This window comes from Leptospira paudalimensis (assembly GCF_026151345.1).
GTDB classification, from domain to species: Bacteria; Spirochaetota; Leptospiria; order Leptospirales; family Leptospiraceae; genus Leptospira_A; species Leptospira_A paudalimensis.
The window spans coordinates 682589-700211 of record NZ_JAMQPR010000001.1 but is presented as its reverse complement, the minus strand read 5'-3'; the positions used below and the strand labels follow the sequence as shown (position 1 = coordinate 700211).

The window sequence follows — 17623 nt, the reverse complement described above, 5'->3', positions numbered from 1 at the left end:
TCCCTTCTTTGGATGTCTAATACGTCATGGCATCCAAAGAAAATCCTATAGTCACTTTTTTCCAATGGTTAACTCCCCGATTCCACCTCCTAGACGATTTAGACAAACCAGGGACAATTGAATCCATCCAAAAAGGTGCGGAACTCGTTGGTTCCAATCTTTGGACACTCATCTTTGCAATTCTCATTGCTAGTATTGGCCTCAATGTCAATTCCACAGCTGTCATTATAGGAGCTATGCTCATATCGCCGCTCATGGGACCCATTGTAGGAATTGGATTTGCAGCCGCGACCAATGACTTCAACCAATTAAAACGATTTTTACGAACACTGACTGTGGCTACCATTGTAAGCATTTTCACTTCTTTTATTTATTTTTCCTTATCACCGATTAGCGAAGCACAGTCGGAACTCTTAGCACGCACAACACCAACAATCTATGATGCACTCATTGCTCTTTTTGGTGGTGCAACTGGAATCATTGCCAATACAAGAAAAGAAAAAGGAACCGCCATTGCAGGTGTTGCTATTGCAACGGCCCTGATGCCACCACTTTGTACTGCTGGATTTGGACTTTCCCAAGGCAATTGGCACTATTTTTTTGGAGCCATTTATTTATTCCTCATCAATTCTATCTTCATAACAATCGCAACCTTCATTTTCGTACGTTATATGGAGTTCCCAAAAGTGGATTGGGGTTTGTACAAAGAAAAAGAAACCAGAGTAAAACTGTATTTAGCTATTTTTTCTTTTATTGTGATCATACCATCGGTCTTCACTGCCTATCAAATTGTTCGTTCTTCGTTTTTTAAAGGCAAAGCAGAAGAGTTCATCCGAAAAGAAATCATTACAAACGGAAGAAGGGTTTTAGAAAAGAACATTGTATTCGGTAATCAATCCAAAATTGAAATCACCCTGCTCGGTTCCAAAATTGACCAATCCCAAGAAGACGAACTCAAAAACAAATTAAAATACTATTCACTGGAAGGCACAGAACTTGTGTTACTGCAAGATCTTTCGACAACAGGACTGGATAAACTTAAATTCGAAATCCTCTCTGAAATTTACCAAAACCAAATGGACATGGGTAATGTAAATACAGAGAAAATTGCAAAAGAATTAAAAATATTTTTTCCAAATTTGGTTACCGCAAGTTTCGCCAAAACCAAAAAATTTGATATGAATGATAATGTTTACAAGGACACAAATCTATTTGATTCTGAATGGGAAAAACTCCCTTCAAAAGAAGAAATGGATAAACTAAAAGCGTACATCCAATTACGTTCCGGGGAAAAAGAAATGGAATTGATTACAAGACTTAAGTTTGAGAAGTAAAATTTGGAACTATGGAAAAACTGGCTTAAAAATTGTAACTCGGATTAGGTGAGGGCTGCTTGCTTTAGAAACTCTTTAAAAGTATCAATTTCTTTCGTAAAAAAGACAGGCCTAGGAGACTTTGATTCTTTTAATATAAAAACAATTCCTTGGTTGTGTAAGACCACTTGGTCAAGCTCATCAGGTGTGTACGTATAAGTTACGTTGCCTGAGTGGAACAAAAACTTTCCGTTTTCTTCCCTTAAATTCCCAGTTCCCACTCGTTTGAAATTTCGGAGTCCATCTTCCATAACATCCAAATCAATTGAATCCTCACCAAACGACAGTTTACCTGAATGATCCAAGTACAATGTACCTTCAATTGCAAAAAGACTCTCTGTAGCTGGAATGGGCTCAGATTCTAGGTTTCCTAAATCATTTGGCCGAAGAACTTCTGATTTTTCGACGACTGATGGAGTTTGTTCTTCCTTTTGTGAAATAGAAAGATGACGGTCTTCCGAAATCGTACGTTCTCTTCGGATCCGTTCGTCAAGTTCCGGAGGGACCTGAGGCCTCTCGGACATCCGAAATTGCCCTTGGCTTAGGGGTTTTCGAGGTTGGTAGGTTGTTTGTTTCGACTTCCCAGGAGACAAGGCTACATAAATAAAGCACAGAACTCCCACGAGAATCATTGCGAATGCGGCAAACAACATACTACCTATATTATCTTGCCAAAGTACAAATCCCTTGATTACATTTTTTCTTTACAAGGGTTTTAGAAACGGAAACCTTTCCTTTATGTTCGAAGATGAACCCTCTACTCTCAAAGAAAAAATTTATCGTACCATCATTGCTCTCTTTTTATTCGTATTGGTAGGAACTCTTATCATCACTTTTTTACCAGGGGATGCAGAACAAAGCCTCATCGGAGCCATCACAGGTCAAAATTCCACAAAAGCTGGCTCAATTGCCGGACGCAGTATCCCTGTGGATTACTTCAATGCGGCAAAACGTGACTGTTATTACCGTTACCAACAATACGGAAGGGAAACTGCCCAAAATCCGGAACTTCTCAATTCCTGTGCGTATTCCACTGTGCGTGAAATTTACATAGCAAATGACATTGCATCTGCTGTTGGGTTCCAAGTGTCTGAAATCAGCATCAAACGGGAAATGTCCAAACAAGCGCGAGAAATCCACAAAGAATCAGTAAGCCAAGCAGGTTACGGAGAAGAAGACTCTCGCTCTCTCACAGAAATTTACCAACAAATTTACCGTTCCGCACCCATGAATTACCGCATTGATTCGGCAACCGGATTTGCTTTGTTTCCTAACTTTTTAGACCAACCTCTCACTCCTTCTGAAAACGAAGCGGAGATTGAAAGTGAAGCCAAACGTGCCAAAATATCATTCCGTTTGGTCGCGATTTCTGAAGTCAATTTGCTCAATGCTGTTGAGTCCAAAATCAACATCACTGACGCTGAATTACAAAAAGAATATGAGAAGGAAAAAAAAGAAGGAACTCTTTCCAAAGACCCTTCTGGGAATTTTGTTAGCTTCGAAGTGAGAAAACCCCTTCTCCTTTCCAAACTCAAATTTGACCGCAAACGGAAAGAAGTAGAAGTCTGGAAAACCCGTATCAGTCAAAAAATTTCCGAACCAAATGCTTTGGATGCCATTGCAGAAACATCAGGCCAGCCCATCGAAACTGTGACTGCAGTCTCTTTGTCTGATTTAAAGCTGGTCACATCAAACCGTGGGAACAGTTACAGATTGGCAAACTCAAGCAAATTTTGGGAATCTTTAGCAAACGATCCATTTAGCAAAAAGACAGTCGTTGGACCTTTTTCTGACAATGACAAACAAGTGTATGTAGAATTTAGTGCCTTAACCTACGGACAACCCACAGCAGCACCAGCCAAAGACCAAGCAGCAGATTTTTTGAAACAAAGACAACTTCTAAGCTTTTTTCTTGAAATAAACCAGTCCCTAGCAGCAGAATACAACGTAGAGAAAAAAGGTCTTCTCTCTTTAGAATAATGCAAATCAAAGCCGACTTCATCAACCCTTTCCTGGAAGCTGCCACCATCGTATTCCGCGATGTCTTACAACAGGACCTAATCCGTGGAAAAATTGGGATCAAAGATTCCCCAGCTCCAAGCCACGAAATCGCCATTGTGATTGGAGTTGTTGGATCCTTCAGTGGTGAAGTCGTTTATAGTATGAATTATGATGCGGCTTATAAAATTTCTCGCAAACTTGTGCCAGGTTTATCAGATGAAGATGTTAAAAACGAATACAAAGACATCCTCGGTGAGATTGCCAACATGACAACAGGGAATGCGATGAATATCTTTACTTCCGCTGGTCAATCTGTAGAGATCACAACACCAAATATCCAAGAAACACAAAGTACTTCTGTTCGATTTAATAAAAAGCCAACTCTTTCCATCAACTTATACTCCAAGTTTGGAAGGATCGAAGTGAATGTTGCCATCGCATGATGGCAATATGTTTTTAGAATTCTTTCTTAAATAAAACTCAAATTAAATAGAAGAACCAAGGACCCGTAATCTCTCTCGGGTTTCCTTTCGAAAGTCATAACCAGGTTTCGGATTTTTTCCTTCAATCCCATTTAAATACAATTGGTAATACTTTAAGGAACGTTCCAAATCTCTTTCATCCCAACTGCTCTCGTAAATTTTACCTAAATAATAATGTGCTGGCAAAAATTCTTCAGACTCTTTGAAGTTTTTGATCACATTCACCAATTGGTGGGCCGCCGATCGAAATTCCTTTTTACGAATTAACAAAATCGCCATCGCATAATGTGCCCTAGGTGTAAGTTCTGGGTGTTTTGGAAATTCAGTCACCAACTTCAGATATTCTTTGTAAGCTTTTTCTTCCGATTCTGGATTTCCAATTCGATCTAAGGATCTTGCTAACTCAAATTGAGATTTAATTTTGAGATCAGGATCTTCTTGTTTTTCAACTAATCCAGAAGACTCTTTATCCTTTCCATCTAATCCAAATAAGTTGGTGTTTTCGGTGCGAGAGTATTTTGCAGAATCACCTTCTTTATTATAAGAATCAGCGAATTCTTGTTCAGCCGATTTTTTTTGGTCTCTGGAAAGGTATGCCTTCCCCTTCTGATACGAAGCTTTCGAAGGATCGATTACTTCCTTCTTTTTTTTCTTTTTGTCTTGGACATTGGCTTCTTGAGATGGTCCAGATGTTGGTAAAGAAGTGTTAATGGAAACTTGTTCTTTAGGATTGGAATGAACTTCTCTCGAGTTTGTGGGGGTTTGTGTATTGTTTCCAATTTGATTGGAAACAGTCGTAGAATCCTTTGATTTTGTTTGGATGTTAGCAACAGAAGGTACCGAATTTCCTTCTTCTACATTTGGATTTGATTCCTTCCAAGTTTCAGGGAAAGGTAAAAAAATCTCAGGAGATTCAGCTGTTATCGGGTGAAACATACAAAAAGGAAAAAGGAAGAAGGTAATGGTTAAAACTAACCATTGTTTTTCAAACCAGTACAAAGATTTGGTTAGACAATTCATCGGAGGTCTTTTGGAATCCGTTCTAAACTTCTTGGTTTTCCAAAACTTTCTTTTGATTCAGTAGGTTTAGGCAGTTTTAGAGTTTCTAAATTTTTCTCTTCGTTTTTTTCCTTCACTTTTTTTTCCAATTCAGAAACACGAGTTAACATTTTTTGCATCCTAAGTTCATCATCAGATGCTTGCGAAGGTTCCAAATTATCTTTTGGAGATACCGGTTGTACATCAATAGGTGATGGGATTAAACCATCACCTGACGGAGTGTAAATGGGAGGCACAGATGTATCTTCTGATTTTCGATTTCTAAAATCATATTCTTTTCCCAAAAACTCTTGTTCTTCGGGAATTGTATCGTGAGTGTATCCATTTGATTCTCTTTCGCTGAGGAAATCAAATTGCATCCGGCGATTGGATTCATATTTTAAATCTTCGGGGTCAGACATTCGAACATCTTTCCGTTTACGATTGTAATCTCTTTCGATTTCCATAATGAATAAACTGCGTGTATCTTGTGCTAACTGTTGTCCTTGTGGTTTGGCATTTTCCCATCCATGGGACCATCCAATGTAAATCGCCATAATCAGAAAAAAAACAAAAAGAGCAATGGCGATTTTTTTGAGTAAATCTTGGACTTGAAGGGGGATTTTATCCACAAGGCCATCGACAGCCCCCATCATTTTTTGTGTGTCTACATTGACTTTGGGTATATTGATATTCTTGATGTCCACAGATTCACTCTTCCAAAATTTTAAAAACTACCCTTCGGTTCACCGCTCGGCCTTCTTCCGTCGCATTGTCTGCAATGGGGGTACTTGGCCCGAGACCAACCACAGAAATCCTCGCCTCTTCTATTTTATGTTTAGACTTTAAATAAACTGCAACTGAATTTGCACGTTCCAAAGATAACTTTTGGTTAGCGACTTTTGTACCAACATTATCCGTATGGCCCTCGATGAGTACCTTTAAATTGGAGGTTTTTTTCAAAATTCCTGCCAATCTGTCAAGTTCGGGTTCAGACTCTTTGGCAAAGTCAGCAGACCGGAAGGCAAAAAACAAATTGTTCATCACAATTTGATTTCCTTTCCTTAGTTTTGGTAAAACAAGTAATACAGTTTTCTCTTTATCTTCCTTTTCTTTTCCCAACAAATTTAGGTTTTGTGAAACTGGTAAATAACCTTCCTTTTCACCGTAAAATCCATAATTTTCATCATAAGGTAAAATCAGACTAAACTCACCAGTGGTTGGATCACTAATGGTAGAACCAATGGTTTTTTTCTTTAAGAGGGACTCGTATTGGACAAATGCTGAAAGTGGTTTTCCTTCTTCATCAACCACTTTTCCTTTGATCACCATTACAGGATCTGGTTGGAAATGTTGTGGGATTGCTGCCATAAACAACTCACCCTCTCTTGATACATAGGCCCAATTGCCAACAGCTGGGATACTAAAAAAGTTAACACCTCTTAGGTTAGACGATAATTCTTGTGGTTCCGACCAAGATGTCCAAGAATCGCCATTTCTCCTTGCAATAAAAATGGAAATTCCTTCTTTTCTTCCAGAGGAAGAGAAATACAAGGTACGATCATCAGGAGCAAGAAAAGGAGCCATTTCCTCTTCTCCAGTATTTAATGTATTTCCTAAATTCATTCCATCTTCAAAAATTCCTGATTCATTTTGTAAACTTACATATAAATCGAGTTTTCCATAATTTTTCTTTTGTTGTGCCGAATAAATCAGAGTTCTACCACTAGAAGACAAGGCAGATCCACCAAATACTTGTTGGTTGGGATTATCTGCTTTTTTATACCAATTATAAAAACTTGGAAAAGGGATTGGACTTGGTAACGACCAACCTGTTTCGGTTTTCCGTGTTTTATACAAAGGTGCTCTATTTTGGATTTTTTCTGATCTTTCTTTGTATTCGTTTTCTAATTTAGTGAGAACAATATGGAATTCTTTGGCATTGGCTGCTTCTCTTGTTGCCAGTTGTGATTTTTGTGTCATCTCACGTTTGAGTTGATCGAGTAACTCATCTTCACCAAAGTTTCCAAATACAAAAAGTTCATTCCCACCTGGTAAAGCAGAAATCACGGCTGAAGGATAACGGTTGTTTAATGGCGTAGGCAATTGTTCCCCTGCCATCCAAAACCCAAATTGGTCACGTTTTGATGCCCAAATTTTCTGAGTGGACCTGCCCCCTTCTCTCACAAGGGCAGTCCAAAATAGTATTTTCCCATCAGGTGTACATTGTGGATTAAAGGAGAATAAACCTTGTGTCACATACCTTGGGATTTTTTTTAAGGTCCAATCAGGAGTTTTTCCCGTTTCAAATGGTTCAATTTCATATCGAATGGGCGAACATCCATCCCCTTGCACATCGCATAACATCCGTACTTTTTTCCCACTCAGATAAGCGAGTTCTTCTTGTAAGGTTGTACTCGTGATGCGGAATACTTGTTTTTCTGTTCGCAAGAGATGGCCTGTATTGATGAGGTCTCCCTCCAAAACCTGGATTCCATTTTTTATACTTTGCGAACTGGTGAGTCCGCTCCCAAAAAGGAAGAGAATGATGAGTAGAATCCGTGCCATACCATACGAAATGTCGGTTGAAACCTCTGATTCCCTTAGAAAATTGACCTATGATCCAAGCTAGCGGCATTACAGTCTCCTTCGGGAAAAAACCCCTTTTTGAAAACGTTTCCATTAAATTCAAACCGGAGTGCCGTTATGGGCTAATTGGAGCCAATGGTTCGGGAAAATCGACCTTTATGAAGGTTCTTGCGGGCATTTTACAGCCCTCTGCAGGCTCTGTGGTCCTCGACAAGGACGTAAAGGTTGGGTATTTGAAGCAGGACCACTATGAATACGAAAACGAGACCGTACTTGGCACTGTTTTACGAGGAAATCCTGAACTTTGGAACCTGATGGCAGAACGAGACGCCATTTATGCCAAAGAAGACATGACAGATGAAGAAGGGATCCGGATTTCCGAAATTGAAGAATTATTTGCAGATATGGGCGGATACGAAGCCGAATCGGTTGCGGGGGAACTTTTGGAAGGTCTTGGAATTCCTACCACTGCTCACAACCGTCCACTTAACTTTTTAACAGGTGGGTTCAAATTACGAGTTCTCCTTGCCCAAGTATTATTTTTAAAACCAGATGTACTTCTCCTAGACGAACCAACTAACCACTTAGATATCAAAACCATCCACTGGTTAGAAGAACTTCTGATCAATTATGAAGGTGTTGTCATCGTGATTTCCCACGACCGTCACTTTATCAACTCAGTTGCCACTCATATCGCTGACCTTGACTATAACACCATTCGAGTATTCCCAGGGAACTACGACGACTTTATGATCGCTGCTGAACAATCCCGTGAACAACTCATGAATGACAGCAAACGAGCAAAAGAAAAAATTGCCGACTTACAGGAGTTTGTTTCTCGATTCTCTGCAAACGCTAGTAAATCTAAACAAGCTACCTCTCGTCAAAAGATGATCGAAAAAATCAAATCTGATATGGTAGAAGTAAAACCTTCTTCAAGAGTAGCTCCTTACATTCGTTTCAAAGCAAAACGTGTGTTAGGGAAAGATGTTTTCGAAGCAATCAACATCACAAAGTCATATGATGGAAAACCAGTCATCAAAGACTTTAGCATTTCCATTACGAAAGGTGAGAAGGTGGGAATTGTTGGAACAAACGGTGTTGGTAAAACCACTCTCCTTAAAATGTTATTAAAAAAATTGGAACCAGATTCTGGCCAAGTGAAATGGGGTGATTCTGTCGAAACATCTTTTTTCCCACAGGACCATAGAGAAGCAATGGAACCAGATGCAGATACTCTGGTTGAATGGTTACTTCGAAATTCACCTCAAGGTACAGAAGTGCAAGAGATTCGTGCAATTTTAGGTAGGATGCTTTTTTCAGGTGATATGGCGAATAAATCCACAACCGTGTTATCGGGTGGGGAAAAATCTCGAATGATCATTGGAAAAATGATCCTTGCCTGTGACAACGTCATTGCTCTTGACGAACCAACTAACCACTTGGACTTAGAAACGATCGAAGCACTCAACTACGCCTTATCTTTGTTTGATGGAACGGTGATATTGGTTTCTCATGATAGGGAGTTCATTTCTTCACTTTGTACTAGAATCATTGAAGTAACTCCTGAAGGAATCAAAGACTTCAAAGGAAATTACGAAGAATTTTTGGAACGGGAAGGAAACGATTTTTACAAACGTCTCACTGGTGGAGCAGTCCTTACCCCTTAAAATTGGTAATTTAAGGAGAGATTTGCTGATTGCATTTCTCTCCCTGCCATCAATTCTGTTGTCACACTAAAACTTCCCTGTCCAAATCGAAAGCCTAAACTTCCATATCCAAAGCTGGAAACATGATCATAACGAGTCGCGAGTCGAATCCCAATCACACTCGGGTAGGTCGAAAAATCATCCGGATTGGATCTAGTGGAAATCAGTGCATAACGACTCACTTGGATTGAAGTATATCCTTCATTATAAACACAACCAATACCAGGTGTGATGGATAATATTCCAATAGTCCAATTGTATTTTACATCAAAAGAAAAGGAAGAAATCCTAGATTGGTAATACAAATCATTGATTCCCAACCACCTTCGTTTTTCTCCGTCGATTCGAAACTGAGTGGTCCTACGATCGTACGAACTTAAGTATAAGTCTTGGTTTGTTTGAAACAAACCAAATCCAAAAGAAAAACCAGAAGATTCTGGGAAATAACGGAACAAAATTCCATAATTTTGAATCTTTCCCCTAACATCCGTATTTCGAATTTTTACAAATGGAATATTTGCTTCCGTAAATTCATAAGGGAAAAAATGTGTTGTGACATTCCAACGACTGGCATAAGGAGTTTGAAATATTTGGCTAAGGTTGGCTGTAAAATTTACGGATGGAGAGGCAGCGACACCTTCTTTTGGCAAATTTCTGAGTTCAGAGTTTTCATAATACAAATCACGTGCTTTAGCTTGTCCTTTTGCAATCGTGTAACCCAAACCAAATCGGTAGGAGGGAACATTCTGGCCACCTGATTGGTTTGCATTCAGATTTTGTAATACTGCATTTTCTCCCATTGATCGAAGAAAACCATTCGTATAAATTCGATCTAAAGCGGGGCCCGCAAAATTTCCGAGGAGTTGGTATTCAGAAGGAATATTGGAACATTCTGCCCCTCCGCAAATGACTTGCGCTTCTAATGGAAAACCTTTTCCCAAAAAAGCTGGAAGGATCAAGAATATTGCAATCAATTGGATGGTAGTGCGAATCATCGAGAGTTTCATACTTCAACATTCTGAATCAAAAAGGGAAATTGGTTTCATGAGGATACCACTGAATCCATTCGTTATAAAAAGGTAAGTAAATTTAACTTAACTTCGGTTACTGGTTATTTTGAAACCATTCCAAAAATAGATCCATCGCTTTTTTTCGGTGTGAGACTTTGTTTTTTTCTTCTTCTAGGACTTCTGAAAACCGTTTTCCGAAATTCGGATAATAAAAAATAGGATCATATCCAAATCCATATTTCCCAATTTCATCATAATCGGAGGTGATGAGCCCTTCTACCTTTCCTTCAAAGGAAACTTGGTGAATCGTATCTACATAACTCACAACACAGCTGTAATGTGCATTTCGATTCGAATTCTGTCCCAATTGATTGAGTAAATAGAGAGCACGTTCTTTATCAGTGAGTCCAGGCCCACCGAATCTTGCGGAATACACTCCAGGTTCCCCACCGAGAACATCCACACAGATCCCAGAATCATCAGCAAACGAAGGAAGACCTGTTAGGCGAAAGAGTTCTTTTGATTTGATAAATGAATTTCCCACAAATGTGGTTTCTGATTCTTCAGGATTGAAGATAATCCCTAAAGTTTTTGGTGTGACCACCTCATAACCCAAAGGAGAGAGTAACATTTGCATTTCTTTTCGTTTGTGATCACTTCCAGAAGCAAATGCTAACGTTTTTTTTGTCAGTGTGAATCTTCCTCATCTAACTGGAAACCTTCCATTGCAGAAGCCAAGTCAGGAAAAATTTCAAAGACTTTATCTAACATTGTAATCTCAAATAATTGGATTAAATCTTCATCAACCACAATTACCTTGATATCACCATTCAATGGCTTTAACTTACGTTTTGTGGCGACAAAAATTCCTAAAGCAGTTGAACATATATGATGAACTTTCGTTAAATCTAAAATGATTTTTTTAACAGAACCTTGAGTGAGTTTTGACAATTCTTTTTCAATTTCATCGGAATCCACTTTCAAAATGGCTCCAGAAAACTTGATAATCCTTATGTCATCCTTGACTTGAACATCCATTCGATTCAATCACCCCACTTAACAAGAAAACTACGCAAGTTACCTTCCGAACCCCTCTCAGTTTGTACAACCGAGCGATTTCATTGAGTGAGGCACCTGTCGTAAATATATCATCTACGAGTAGAACATGAAGTCCTTCTATGATTCTATCACTTTTTGTGAATGCAAATGCCTTTTTTGCATGAAAAAATCTCTCTTCAAACCGTTTCTCTGACTGTTTGTCCTTTGAAACCTTACGAAGACTCGTATCTTCCCTTAAATTTAGGCCTCGTAAAAGCCGATTTCGTAACGACCAAGCGACATGGTAGGGTTTTGGCCCTGGTTTTGGTTTGGAAGGAACCATGACAAAACAATCGGGAGGATCAAGTTTCCAAAATTTTGCCAACTCTCTCCAACCTAAACAGAAGTAGTTGGAGATTTGTTTTTCATTTTGGAATTTTAAAGAAAGGAAAAGATCTTTGGCGATGAGGTCTCTCTTTTGCAAAGAGTATGCTTCCTCATAAAATAGGAAACGATCCACTGGATTCGGAATGGGGAAAGGTGTTTTCCAAATACTTTGTGAATGGAAACAAAATTTGGTGCAAACTTTGCACAAACCTAATCTATCTGCAAATAAATCGTGGTGGCCACAGCGGATACAATACTTTGGAAATAAAAAAGTCAGTAACGAAAAAAAAACCCCTCTCATAATGAAAGGGGTTTTTTTAGTAAGAGTTTGGTCTTACTTTTTTAGAAATTACTTAGCAGGAGTTGTAGTTTGTGGAGCAGGTGCCGCTTCTACTTTTGGCTCATCATTAGCTTTTTGGATTGTTGAAGTTGGAGGAGTTAAGTCAACAGTAAGTTTTACTTCGACTACATCCGATTGGTTTCCAACATTATCAACAGCCATAGCTTTGATTACGTGATCACCTTGTGTTTCAATTGCAATTGCCTCAACATAAGGTTTGTATTCTTCTTCGTCAATTTTAACTAGGATTTTTTTCACACCTGATTCTTTGTCAGTTGCGTTTACATAGAATACGTTTCCTTTTCTTTGGAAATTTTTTCCATTGATGTCAACTAAAGGGAAAGAAGGAACGATTTCAATTGTAGGTTTTACATCGTCAACAGTGATGATCATAGAAGACTCTGGAGAAGAGTTTCCAGATTTATCAGTTGCAGAATACTTAATCGTATTTGCACCACCAACTTCTAATTTGATTGGATCAGCGTAAACTTTAGAAGCTTCTTGGTTGATGCTAAATTGAACTTTTTCTACACCTGTTTGGCGGTCTTCCGCAACGATTGTGTATGTGTTGTTTTTAGAAGCAAAAGGAACTCCATCTAAAACAAACAGTTGTTCTTGTGGAACAAGGCTCACACGTGGTGCAGTATTGTCTACATTCACAACAAGGATTTTTGGAGTTTCTGCGTTCCCTACTTTATCAACGGAACGGTAGTAAATCTCAGTAAGACCTTCTTCCGAAATACGGATTGGTTGCGTAAATCTTCTATACTCACCATTTTTTGGTTTCCATTCGATGAAATCGATCATAGAAGAATCATCTTTCGCGTCTAAAGAAAACGAAGTTTTGCTAGTGATAAAAAGAGCGGGTGCATCACTTGTAGAAGCTCCAGCTTCTTTTTTGTCTCCCAAAATGTCTTTTACAGTTGTCTCAACTTTGTTCACACCATCTTTGGCTTGTGTAGACGTGGATTCAGTTTTTTGAATTGCCTTGTCTTTGGTGGAAGTAGTGGCTTTTGGGTCAGCAACCTGTGCTGAGATTTGGCCTGCGAAAAAAATTGTCAAAATGGCCAAAAGGTATTTGTGCGCCTGCATTAGTATATGTCTCCTTTTTACAGATAAAACATATATATCCTCTTTGTAAGGAAATATTGTCAACATGATTGCTTTAAGAAACACCATAATCCTAACACTTTTTCTCATTTCGCCATTCCATTCCGAAATCTTAGGCGAGAGTGGCATTTGGAGGGAAATCCTTCTCGAAAATTTTGAACTTTCAAATTTCAATGCGAGTCACCTCCGTACAAAATTAGAAAAAGGAACAAAACTTCCCGAAATCAGCTTATCAAACAATTTTACAGCTCCCATCCCAGGCTCCAAACAAGCGCTTGTGCTTCGGATTCCAAAAGATGCCAATTTACCATTTTCATTGTACTTTCCGAAACCCATTGAAGTGAATGCATTCATTAAAGAAATCTCCATTCCCATTTACTCTTCTTTATCGAGTGGGAACCTAACACTGATCATAGAAACACAAGATGCAGAAGTGAGACAATTAAACCTAACTTCGCTCAACTACCGTGGTTGGAAAACCATCACTGTTTCTATTTCAAAAAATTTTGACCAAAACGATCGGGTTTTTTTGCAAAAGAGTTCCATTCGTATTTTAGGATTCTTTTATTTACCGTATGAAAACAACGACCCTAACCAGGAAGTACTCATCGCGATTGATGATATAACTGCAATTGTGCGAGATAAATATAGACCACTCCGAAACAAAGAAATCCTGTTAGAGGATTGAGTTTTTATGGATTTTTCCAGGTTTTCTCCTCGGAAGTCTCTGAAAAAAACTCTTTTCTTCCCAACCTAGTAACCAATCCTGATCCTAAATGGAAATGGAACTCTCCTTAGAACAATACGAAACCCTTCTCAAATTAGTTTATATGGGAGATTGGGTCATTTCCACATTACAAGCCAAAGACAGATCGGATGATGAACCGGATTCTGACTCTCGATTTGCAGACGTTGTTCGCCATGTTTTCTCACAAGCAGAACATGCAGGTTTAGGCAATATTGTCCAAATCGACCAAAACAATGGAGAACCATACCTGACTCGTGAGTTTGAAGAAGAAAGTGGTCTTGTTGATATTTTGGAAGACTACGAAGACGAAGTATTTTGGCAAGCTCTCATAGAACGATTGGCTCACCGTGATTTCCTCCGCCACTATGGAGAAACTGCAATTTCCCAAATGGCCATTGAAGAACGAATCGAAAAAGAAACTCCTTTCCATGACCAATGGGCAACTGAATTCCATGAAAATGGATTAGAAAATATAAAAACTTAATAACTAATCATTACAATCGGATTTATTTGGTTTTTGGCCAAAGAAGTCGATCTTCTCTTAATTTTTTCTTCGACATCGCATCATCGAGTCTTGTTCGCAAAGCATATTCGATTTGGCTTTTTGACTGTTGTGATAAAACATTTGCATCAGCTGGATCTCCAACATCACGTAACAACAGTTGAATGGTATCAAAAGTTTCCTGATTTAAAAAATCTCCATTCTTAGGAATTTTTGGGATTTGGTACCAAAGTTTCAGAGCGTCCGATTGGAGTTTGGAATCTTGTTTCCATTGCCCATGTTCCCAAAGAATTTTTGCTTTTTCAAACATCCCATCCTTTGTTCGGTAAAAATTTGGAGTATGAGTGAGAAGAGTATCGAGGATATCGATTCTTTTTTTCACATATGCTTCTTCGGCATCCATCACATTTAGAATCTTTTTTTCTTTCAAAAGATTTTTATACTTAGCTTCCACCTGCCGGAGAGTTTCATACCTAAGAGTTTGTTTTTGTTCGGGTGAAGAGTTTTTTAAATAGTCTTTCACTCGGAAGTATTGTTCGAGAGCTTTTCCTTGGATGTAATAGATATTTTCAATCGTAAATAAAATTTCAGTTCCAGTATTGGTTCCTAATTGAGCTGACAAAGCCGCCATCATTTGTCTCAAAAAATCTTCTTTATTCAGATTTTCTTGGAAGTAATCGATAGCAAAATAGCTCATATCGTTACTAAAAGGGTATGCTAACCTTTGTAAGTTTTCGTAATACAAATCCCTTACAAATAAATTCAAATCTCCTTTATTGGGATCATATCCCATAAACCTTGAAATAAATTCATCCAACTGTTTTTCTTTTTTTTGTTTTAATGTTCGATCTAAGTATTTGTTTCGATCTTCTTTTGGCATTGATAAAGGAGATTTGGGAGGGAGTTCCCCTTCTTTTGATAATTTCATTGTAATTGGTGATGTAGATTCCTCACCTTTACGAAATTCTTCAATGATACGGTTTCTTTCTTTGTGTAAGTATAAATTGTCTTCTGCAGAATCAATATCTACTTTAAATGGATCTCTGATATTTTTTAAAGTAGGAAGAACATCTTTAACAATAATGTCTTCAAAATCTCGATGCCTTTTGATATAAGAATCAGCAACACCTGAATTTTCATTGATTTGATCATAATCATTTCGGAACTGTTTTCTTAAGTTTGAAGTTCCTTCTAAATTTTGAACTAAATCTTCCCACTGGCTTCCCTTATATTTTCCTTTCGAAAAACCTTCTTTGCCTTCGCCCTCCCCTTCTTCTTGGCCTTCACCAGGATCTTCATTTGATTCAGAATCTCCTGATTCACCCATATTTTTACCAAAACTCATCTCAAATGAGAGTTCCTTCTCATCTTCGGTGGCATAAATCCAAGCGGGACCACAGAGAGTTTTTTGGTATATAGAGTCTGAATGATTAAATGAATATATAATAAATGTTATGTGGCAGACAACAGAAACATAGAACGCTATGTAAAAACGATTCTCAAATAGAACATTACGAATTCCTTTTAGCATAAACAAAAAACACAAGTCCTACGATTCCCATAAACAAATAAGACAGTAAGTTTCCATATAGTCGATAAAATGTCATTTCACCAGGGATAACAGAAACCTTTTTACGGATGGTTGCAGTCGTTTCAATCGGAGTAAAATCGTTATCAATATTTCGCCCTAAATGATCCGTAAAAACAGAAGTTCCTGAATTCGTTGAACGAACGATCCATTTTCGAAATTCAATCGCACGCAAACGACCCAAAGTATGGTGTTGGTAGGATTCTACAGAATTTCCATACCATTTATCGTTTGTTACATTCACGATAAAATCTGGATCTCCTTGAAATTTACGCACAAATTCCGAGATGATCACTTCATAACAAATCAAAGGTAAAAAAGACCCAATTGTTTTCTCTTCAATTTGGTTTGGACGGTAATGTTCCCTTACCGAATCGGGACTCATTCCAAATGTATCCTCCCAATGTAAATCTTTCGTAACATTTGAAGGAGTTTTACGACGTTCATAATAAGGAATAAGATCCATTTTAGTTCCAGGTGCAAATTGTCCCGTTTGACCAGACAAAGCATACATCCATTCAAATGGCATGTATTCCCCAAAGATGAGTAAAAATACTTTTTGGTAACTTTTTTTCCGTTCCCCATTTGGATTCATGAGTACGGACGAATTGTACGTACGAATGTCGTTTCGGATGATTCGCGCAGATTCTTTGCCACCAGGAATGTCTGCATCCAATTCATTAAAAAACAAATTGGCTCCATGTCGCAAACTGATGATTGCCATTAGTGACTCAAATTGGTGCCAATAAATACGAAGTGTCCTGGTTACCTCTGAATCATGGGTGGTAAAAAATGGAACTCCAGATTCTGGTAAAACTACCAAATCCACTGGTTTCTCTTTTAATTCAGATTCCACCATACGGTCGATGCGAGTCATTAAATTTCGAATTTCTTCTGCAGGGTTTCTACCATCTCGAAACTCCAATGGAGCATTCGGTTGGACAATCAGAACCTCACGTTCTGCGATTGGTTTGACATTTTCCCATTTATGGAACAAATAAAAACCATTCCCAAAAAACAAAACCAAAACAATCAAAAGGGAAGTTAGACCCACTAACATTTGTTTGACAAGCTTCGGGTGTTTTGTGATCAGAGACTGAATCAAAGAAAGTAGATGAAGGATTTTTTTTGGATTTTTAAGGTAAAAGAGATAATAAGAAACAAAAAATAAAAAGCCAGATAATCCATAAGCACTCGTATACTCTGCGTTTTGTGCTAAAATTTGATTTTCTGCCACTACGTTACCGAAGTACCAAGGGAAAACTTGAGGAGTAAAAAATTCAGCAAACAAAATCGAAAACGATGCTATCAATGGAAAAAATTTTCCCACTTTTTTTGCTAAAAAAGAGAAAAGAAGTAAATATACTGGAAATTTAAAATTTAATACAATAGCTGAGCCAATAAAAATGGGAACAGCTAAATACCAATCAAATCCCCCAAAAACAGTTGTCATATGGTAGACCCAATGGAAGGACACCAAATAAAACAAAATGGCAAAGCCAAATCCGTGGTAGATGAGTTTTTTCCATTCACCTCGGTTTCTTTTTTCTATGATAAAGAGACCAAAAGGAGCAAACCAAACGAAAATTGGTAAATTGAGAGGCGCAAAAGAGAGGAAAGAGAATGCGGCCGTTACTGTATAACAAAGAACGGATATGAACCCTTCGCGTGACATTAAAAAACGAGCCAGTTTCATATCCGTTAGACT

At 38.2% G+C, this 17623-nt stretch carries 17 protein-coding genes; 6 read left to right on the top strand and 11 right to left on the bottom strand.

The annotated features are described in order from the left end of the window. Positions 1–26 precede the first annotated feature (26 nt). Positions 27–1334 carry a DUF389 domain-containing protein gene (locus ND855_RS03260; RefSeq protein ID WP_265357172.1) on the top strand — a complete coding sequence of 436 codons (1308 nt, stop codon included), beginning with the start codon at positions 27–29 and terminating at the stop codon, positions 1332–1334. A 44-nt stretch (positions 1335–1378) separates the two neighbouring features. Here ND855_RS03260 and ND855_RS03255 read toward each other — a convergent pair whose 3' ends face one another. Next, on the bottom strand, positions 1379–2026 hold the full coding sequence (locus ND855_RS03255; RefSeq protein ID WP_322113517.1) for an LIC_11490 family protein: 648 nt from the start codon (positions 2024–2026) through the stop codon (positions 1379–1381). Between the two features lie 85 nt (positions 2027–2111). On the opposite strand from ND855_RS03255, the gene ND855_RS03250 reads away from it, so the two are divergent. Both ND855_RS03250 and ND855_RS03245 read left to right on the top strand, forming a co-directional pair. Further along, on the top strand, positions 2112–3353 hold the full coding sequence (locus tag ND855_RS03250) for a hypothetical protein (protein ID WP_265357170.1): 1242 nt from the start codon (positions 2112–2114) through the stop codon (positions 3351–3353). Further along, entirely contained in the window at positions 3353–3817 is a 465-nt protein-coding gene (locus ND855_RS03245; protein WP_015677686.1) for a chemotaxis protein CheX, read from the top strand. The genes ND855_RS03250 and ND855_RS03245 overlap by 1 nt, the downstream gene beginning before the upstream one ends. Positions 3818–3859: 42 nt before the next feature. On the opposite strand, the gene ND855_RS03240 is transcribed toward ND855_RS03245, so the two are convergent. The 3 genes from ND855_RS03240 to ND855_RS03230 are packed head-to-tail and all read right to left on the bottom strand — an operon-like array spanning position 3860 to position 7462. Next, positions 3860–4876 (bottom strand): tetratricopeptide repeat protein, encoded by a 1017-nt coding sequence (locus ND855_RS03240; protein WP_265357169.1) that lies wholly within the window; start codon positions 4874–4876, stop codon positions 3860–3862. After that, positions 4873–5601 (bottom strand): LIC_11485 family protein, encoded by a 729-nt coding sequence (locus tag ND855_RS03235; protein WP_265357168.1) that lies wholly within the window; start codon positions 5599–5601, stop codon positions 4873–4875. The genes ND855_RS03240 and ND855_RS03235 overlap by 4 nt, the downstream gene beginning before the upstream one ends. 4 nt (positions 5602–5605) lie before the next feature. Beyond that, positions 5606–7462 carry an OmpA family protein gene (locus tag ND855_RS03230; protein WP_265357167.1) on the bottom strand — a complete coding sequence of 619 codons (1857 nt, stop codon included), beginning with the start codon at positions 7460–7462 and terminating at the stop codon, positions 5606–5608. 50 nt (positions 7463–7512) lie between these two features. Here ND855_RS03230 and ND855_RS03225 point away from each other — a divergent pair, with 50 nt between their 5' ends. Then, positions 7513–9153 carry an ATP-binding cassette domain-containing protein gene (locus ND855_RS03225; RefSeq protein ID WP_265357166.1) on the top strand — a complete coding sequence of 547 codons (1641 nt, stop codon included), beginning with the start codon at positions 7513–7515 and terminating at the stop codon, positions 9151–9153. On the opposite strand, the gene ND855_RS03220 is transcribed toward ND855_RS03225, so the two are convergent. From ND855_RS03220 to ompL47, 5 genes are all read right to left on the bottom strand, one after another. After that, on the bottom strand, positions 9150–10199 hold the full coding sequence (locus tag ND855_RS03220) for an Lsa36 family surface (lipo)protein (protein ID WP_265357165.1): 1050 nt from the start codon (positions 10197–10199) through the stop codon (positions 9150–9152). The two genes, ND855_RS03225 and ND855_RS03220, sit on opposite strands and share 4 nt — an antisense overlap. A 97-nt stretch (positions 10200–10296) precedes the next feature. Next, positions 10297–10893: an RdgB/HAM1 family non-canonical purine NTP pyrophosphatase gene (gene rdgB, locus ND855_RS03215; protein ID WP_265359331.1), complete on the bottom strand. Its 597-nt coding sequence runs from the start codon at positions 10891–10893 to the stop codon at positions 10297–10299. Then, complete coding sequence (locus tag ND855_RS03210) at positions 10890–11240, bottom strand: STAS domain-containing protein (RefSeq protein ID WP_100717640.1); 351 nt, start codon at positions 11238–11240, stop codon at positions 10890–10892. Before ND855_RS03210 ends, rdgB begins: the two co-directional genes overlap by 4 nt. Beyond that, the gene (locus ND855_RS03205) at positions 11218–11928 is read right to left on the bottom strand and encodes a ComF family protein (RefSeq protein ID WP_265357164.1); all 711 of its coding nucleotides are present in this window, start codon (positions 11926–11928) and stop codon (positions 11218–11220) included. The genes ND855_RS03210 and ND855_RS03205 overlap by 23 nt, the downstream gene beginning before the upstream one ends. Before the next feature lie 48 nt (positions 11929–11976). Next, complete coding sequence (gene ompL47, locus ND855_RS03200) at positions 11977–13059, bottom strand: multi-beta-barrel domain surface protein OmpL47 (RefSeq protein WP_265357163.1); 1083 nt, start codon at positions 13057–13059, stop codon at positions 11977–11979. A 64-nt stretch (positions 13060–13123) separates the two neighbouring features. On the opposite strand from ompL47, the gene ND855_RS03195 reads away from it, so the two are divergent. Together ND855_RS03195 and ND855_RS03190 are read left to right on the top strand one after the other, a co-directional pair. After that, positions 13124–13765, top strand: coding sequence for a flagellar assembly protein FlaA (locus ND855_RS03195; protein WP_265357162.1), 642 nt, complete (start codon positions 13124–13126; stop codon positions 13763–13765). A 94-nt stretch (positions 13766–13859) separates the two neighbouring features. After that, complete coding sequence (locus ND855_RS03190) at positions 13860–14309, top strand: hypothetical protein (protein ID WP_265357161.1); 450 nt, start codon at positions 13860–13862, stop codon at positions 14307–14309. A 22-nt stretch (positions 14310–14331) separates the two neighbouring features. Here ND855_RS03190 and ND855_RS03185 read toward each other — a convergent pair whose 3' ends face one another. Both ND855_RS03185 and lnt read right to left on the bottom strand, forming a co-directional pair. Further along, positions 14332–15858 (bottom strand): hypothetical protein, encoded by a 1527-nt coding sequence (locus tag ND855_RS03185; protein ID WP_265357160.1) that lies wholly within the window; start codon positions 15856–15858, stop codon positions 14332–14334. Further along, the gene (gene lnt / locus ND855_RS03180) at positions 15839–17611 is read right to left on the bottom strand and encodes an apolipoprotein N-acyltransferase (RefSeq protein WP_265357159.1); all 1773 of its coding nucleotides are present in this window, start codon (positions 17609–17611) and stop codon (positions 15839–15841) included. The genes ND855_RS03185 and lnt overlap by 20 nt, the downstream gene beginning before the upstream one ends. Positions 17612–17623: the final 12 nt, after the last annotated feature.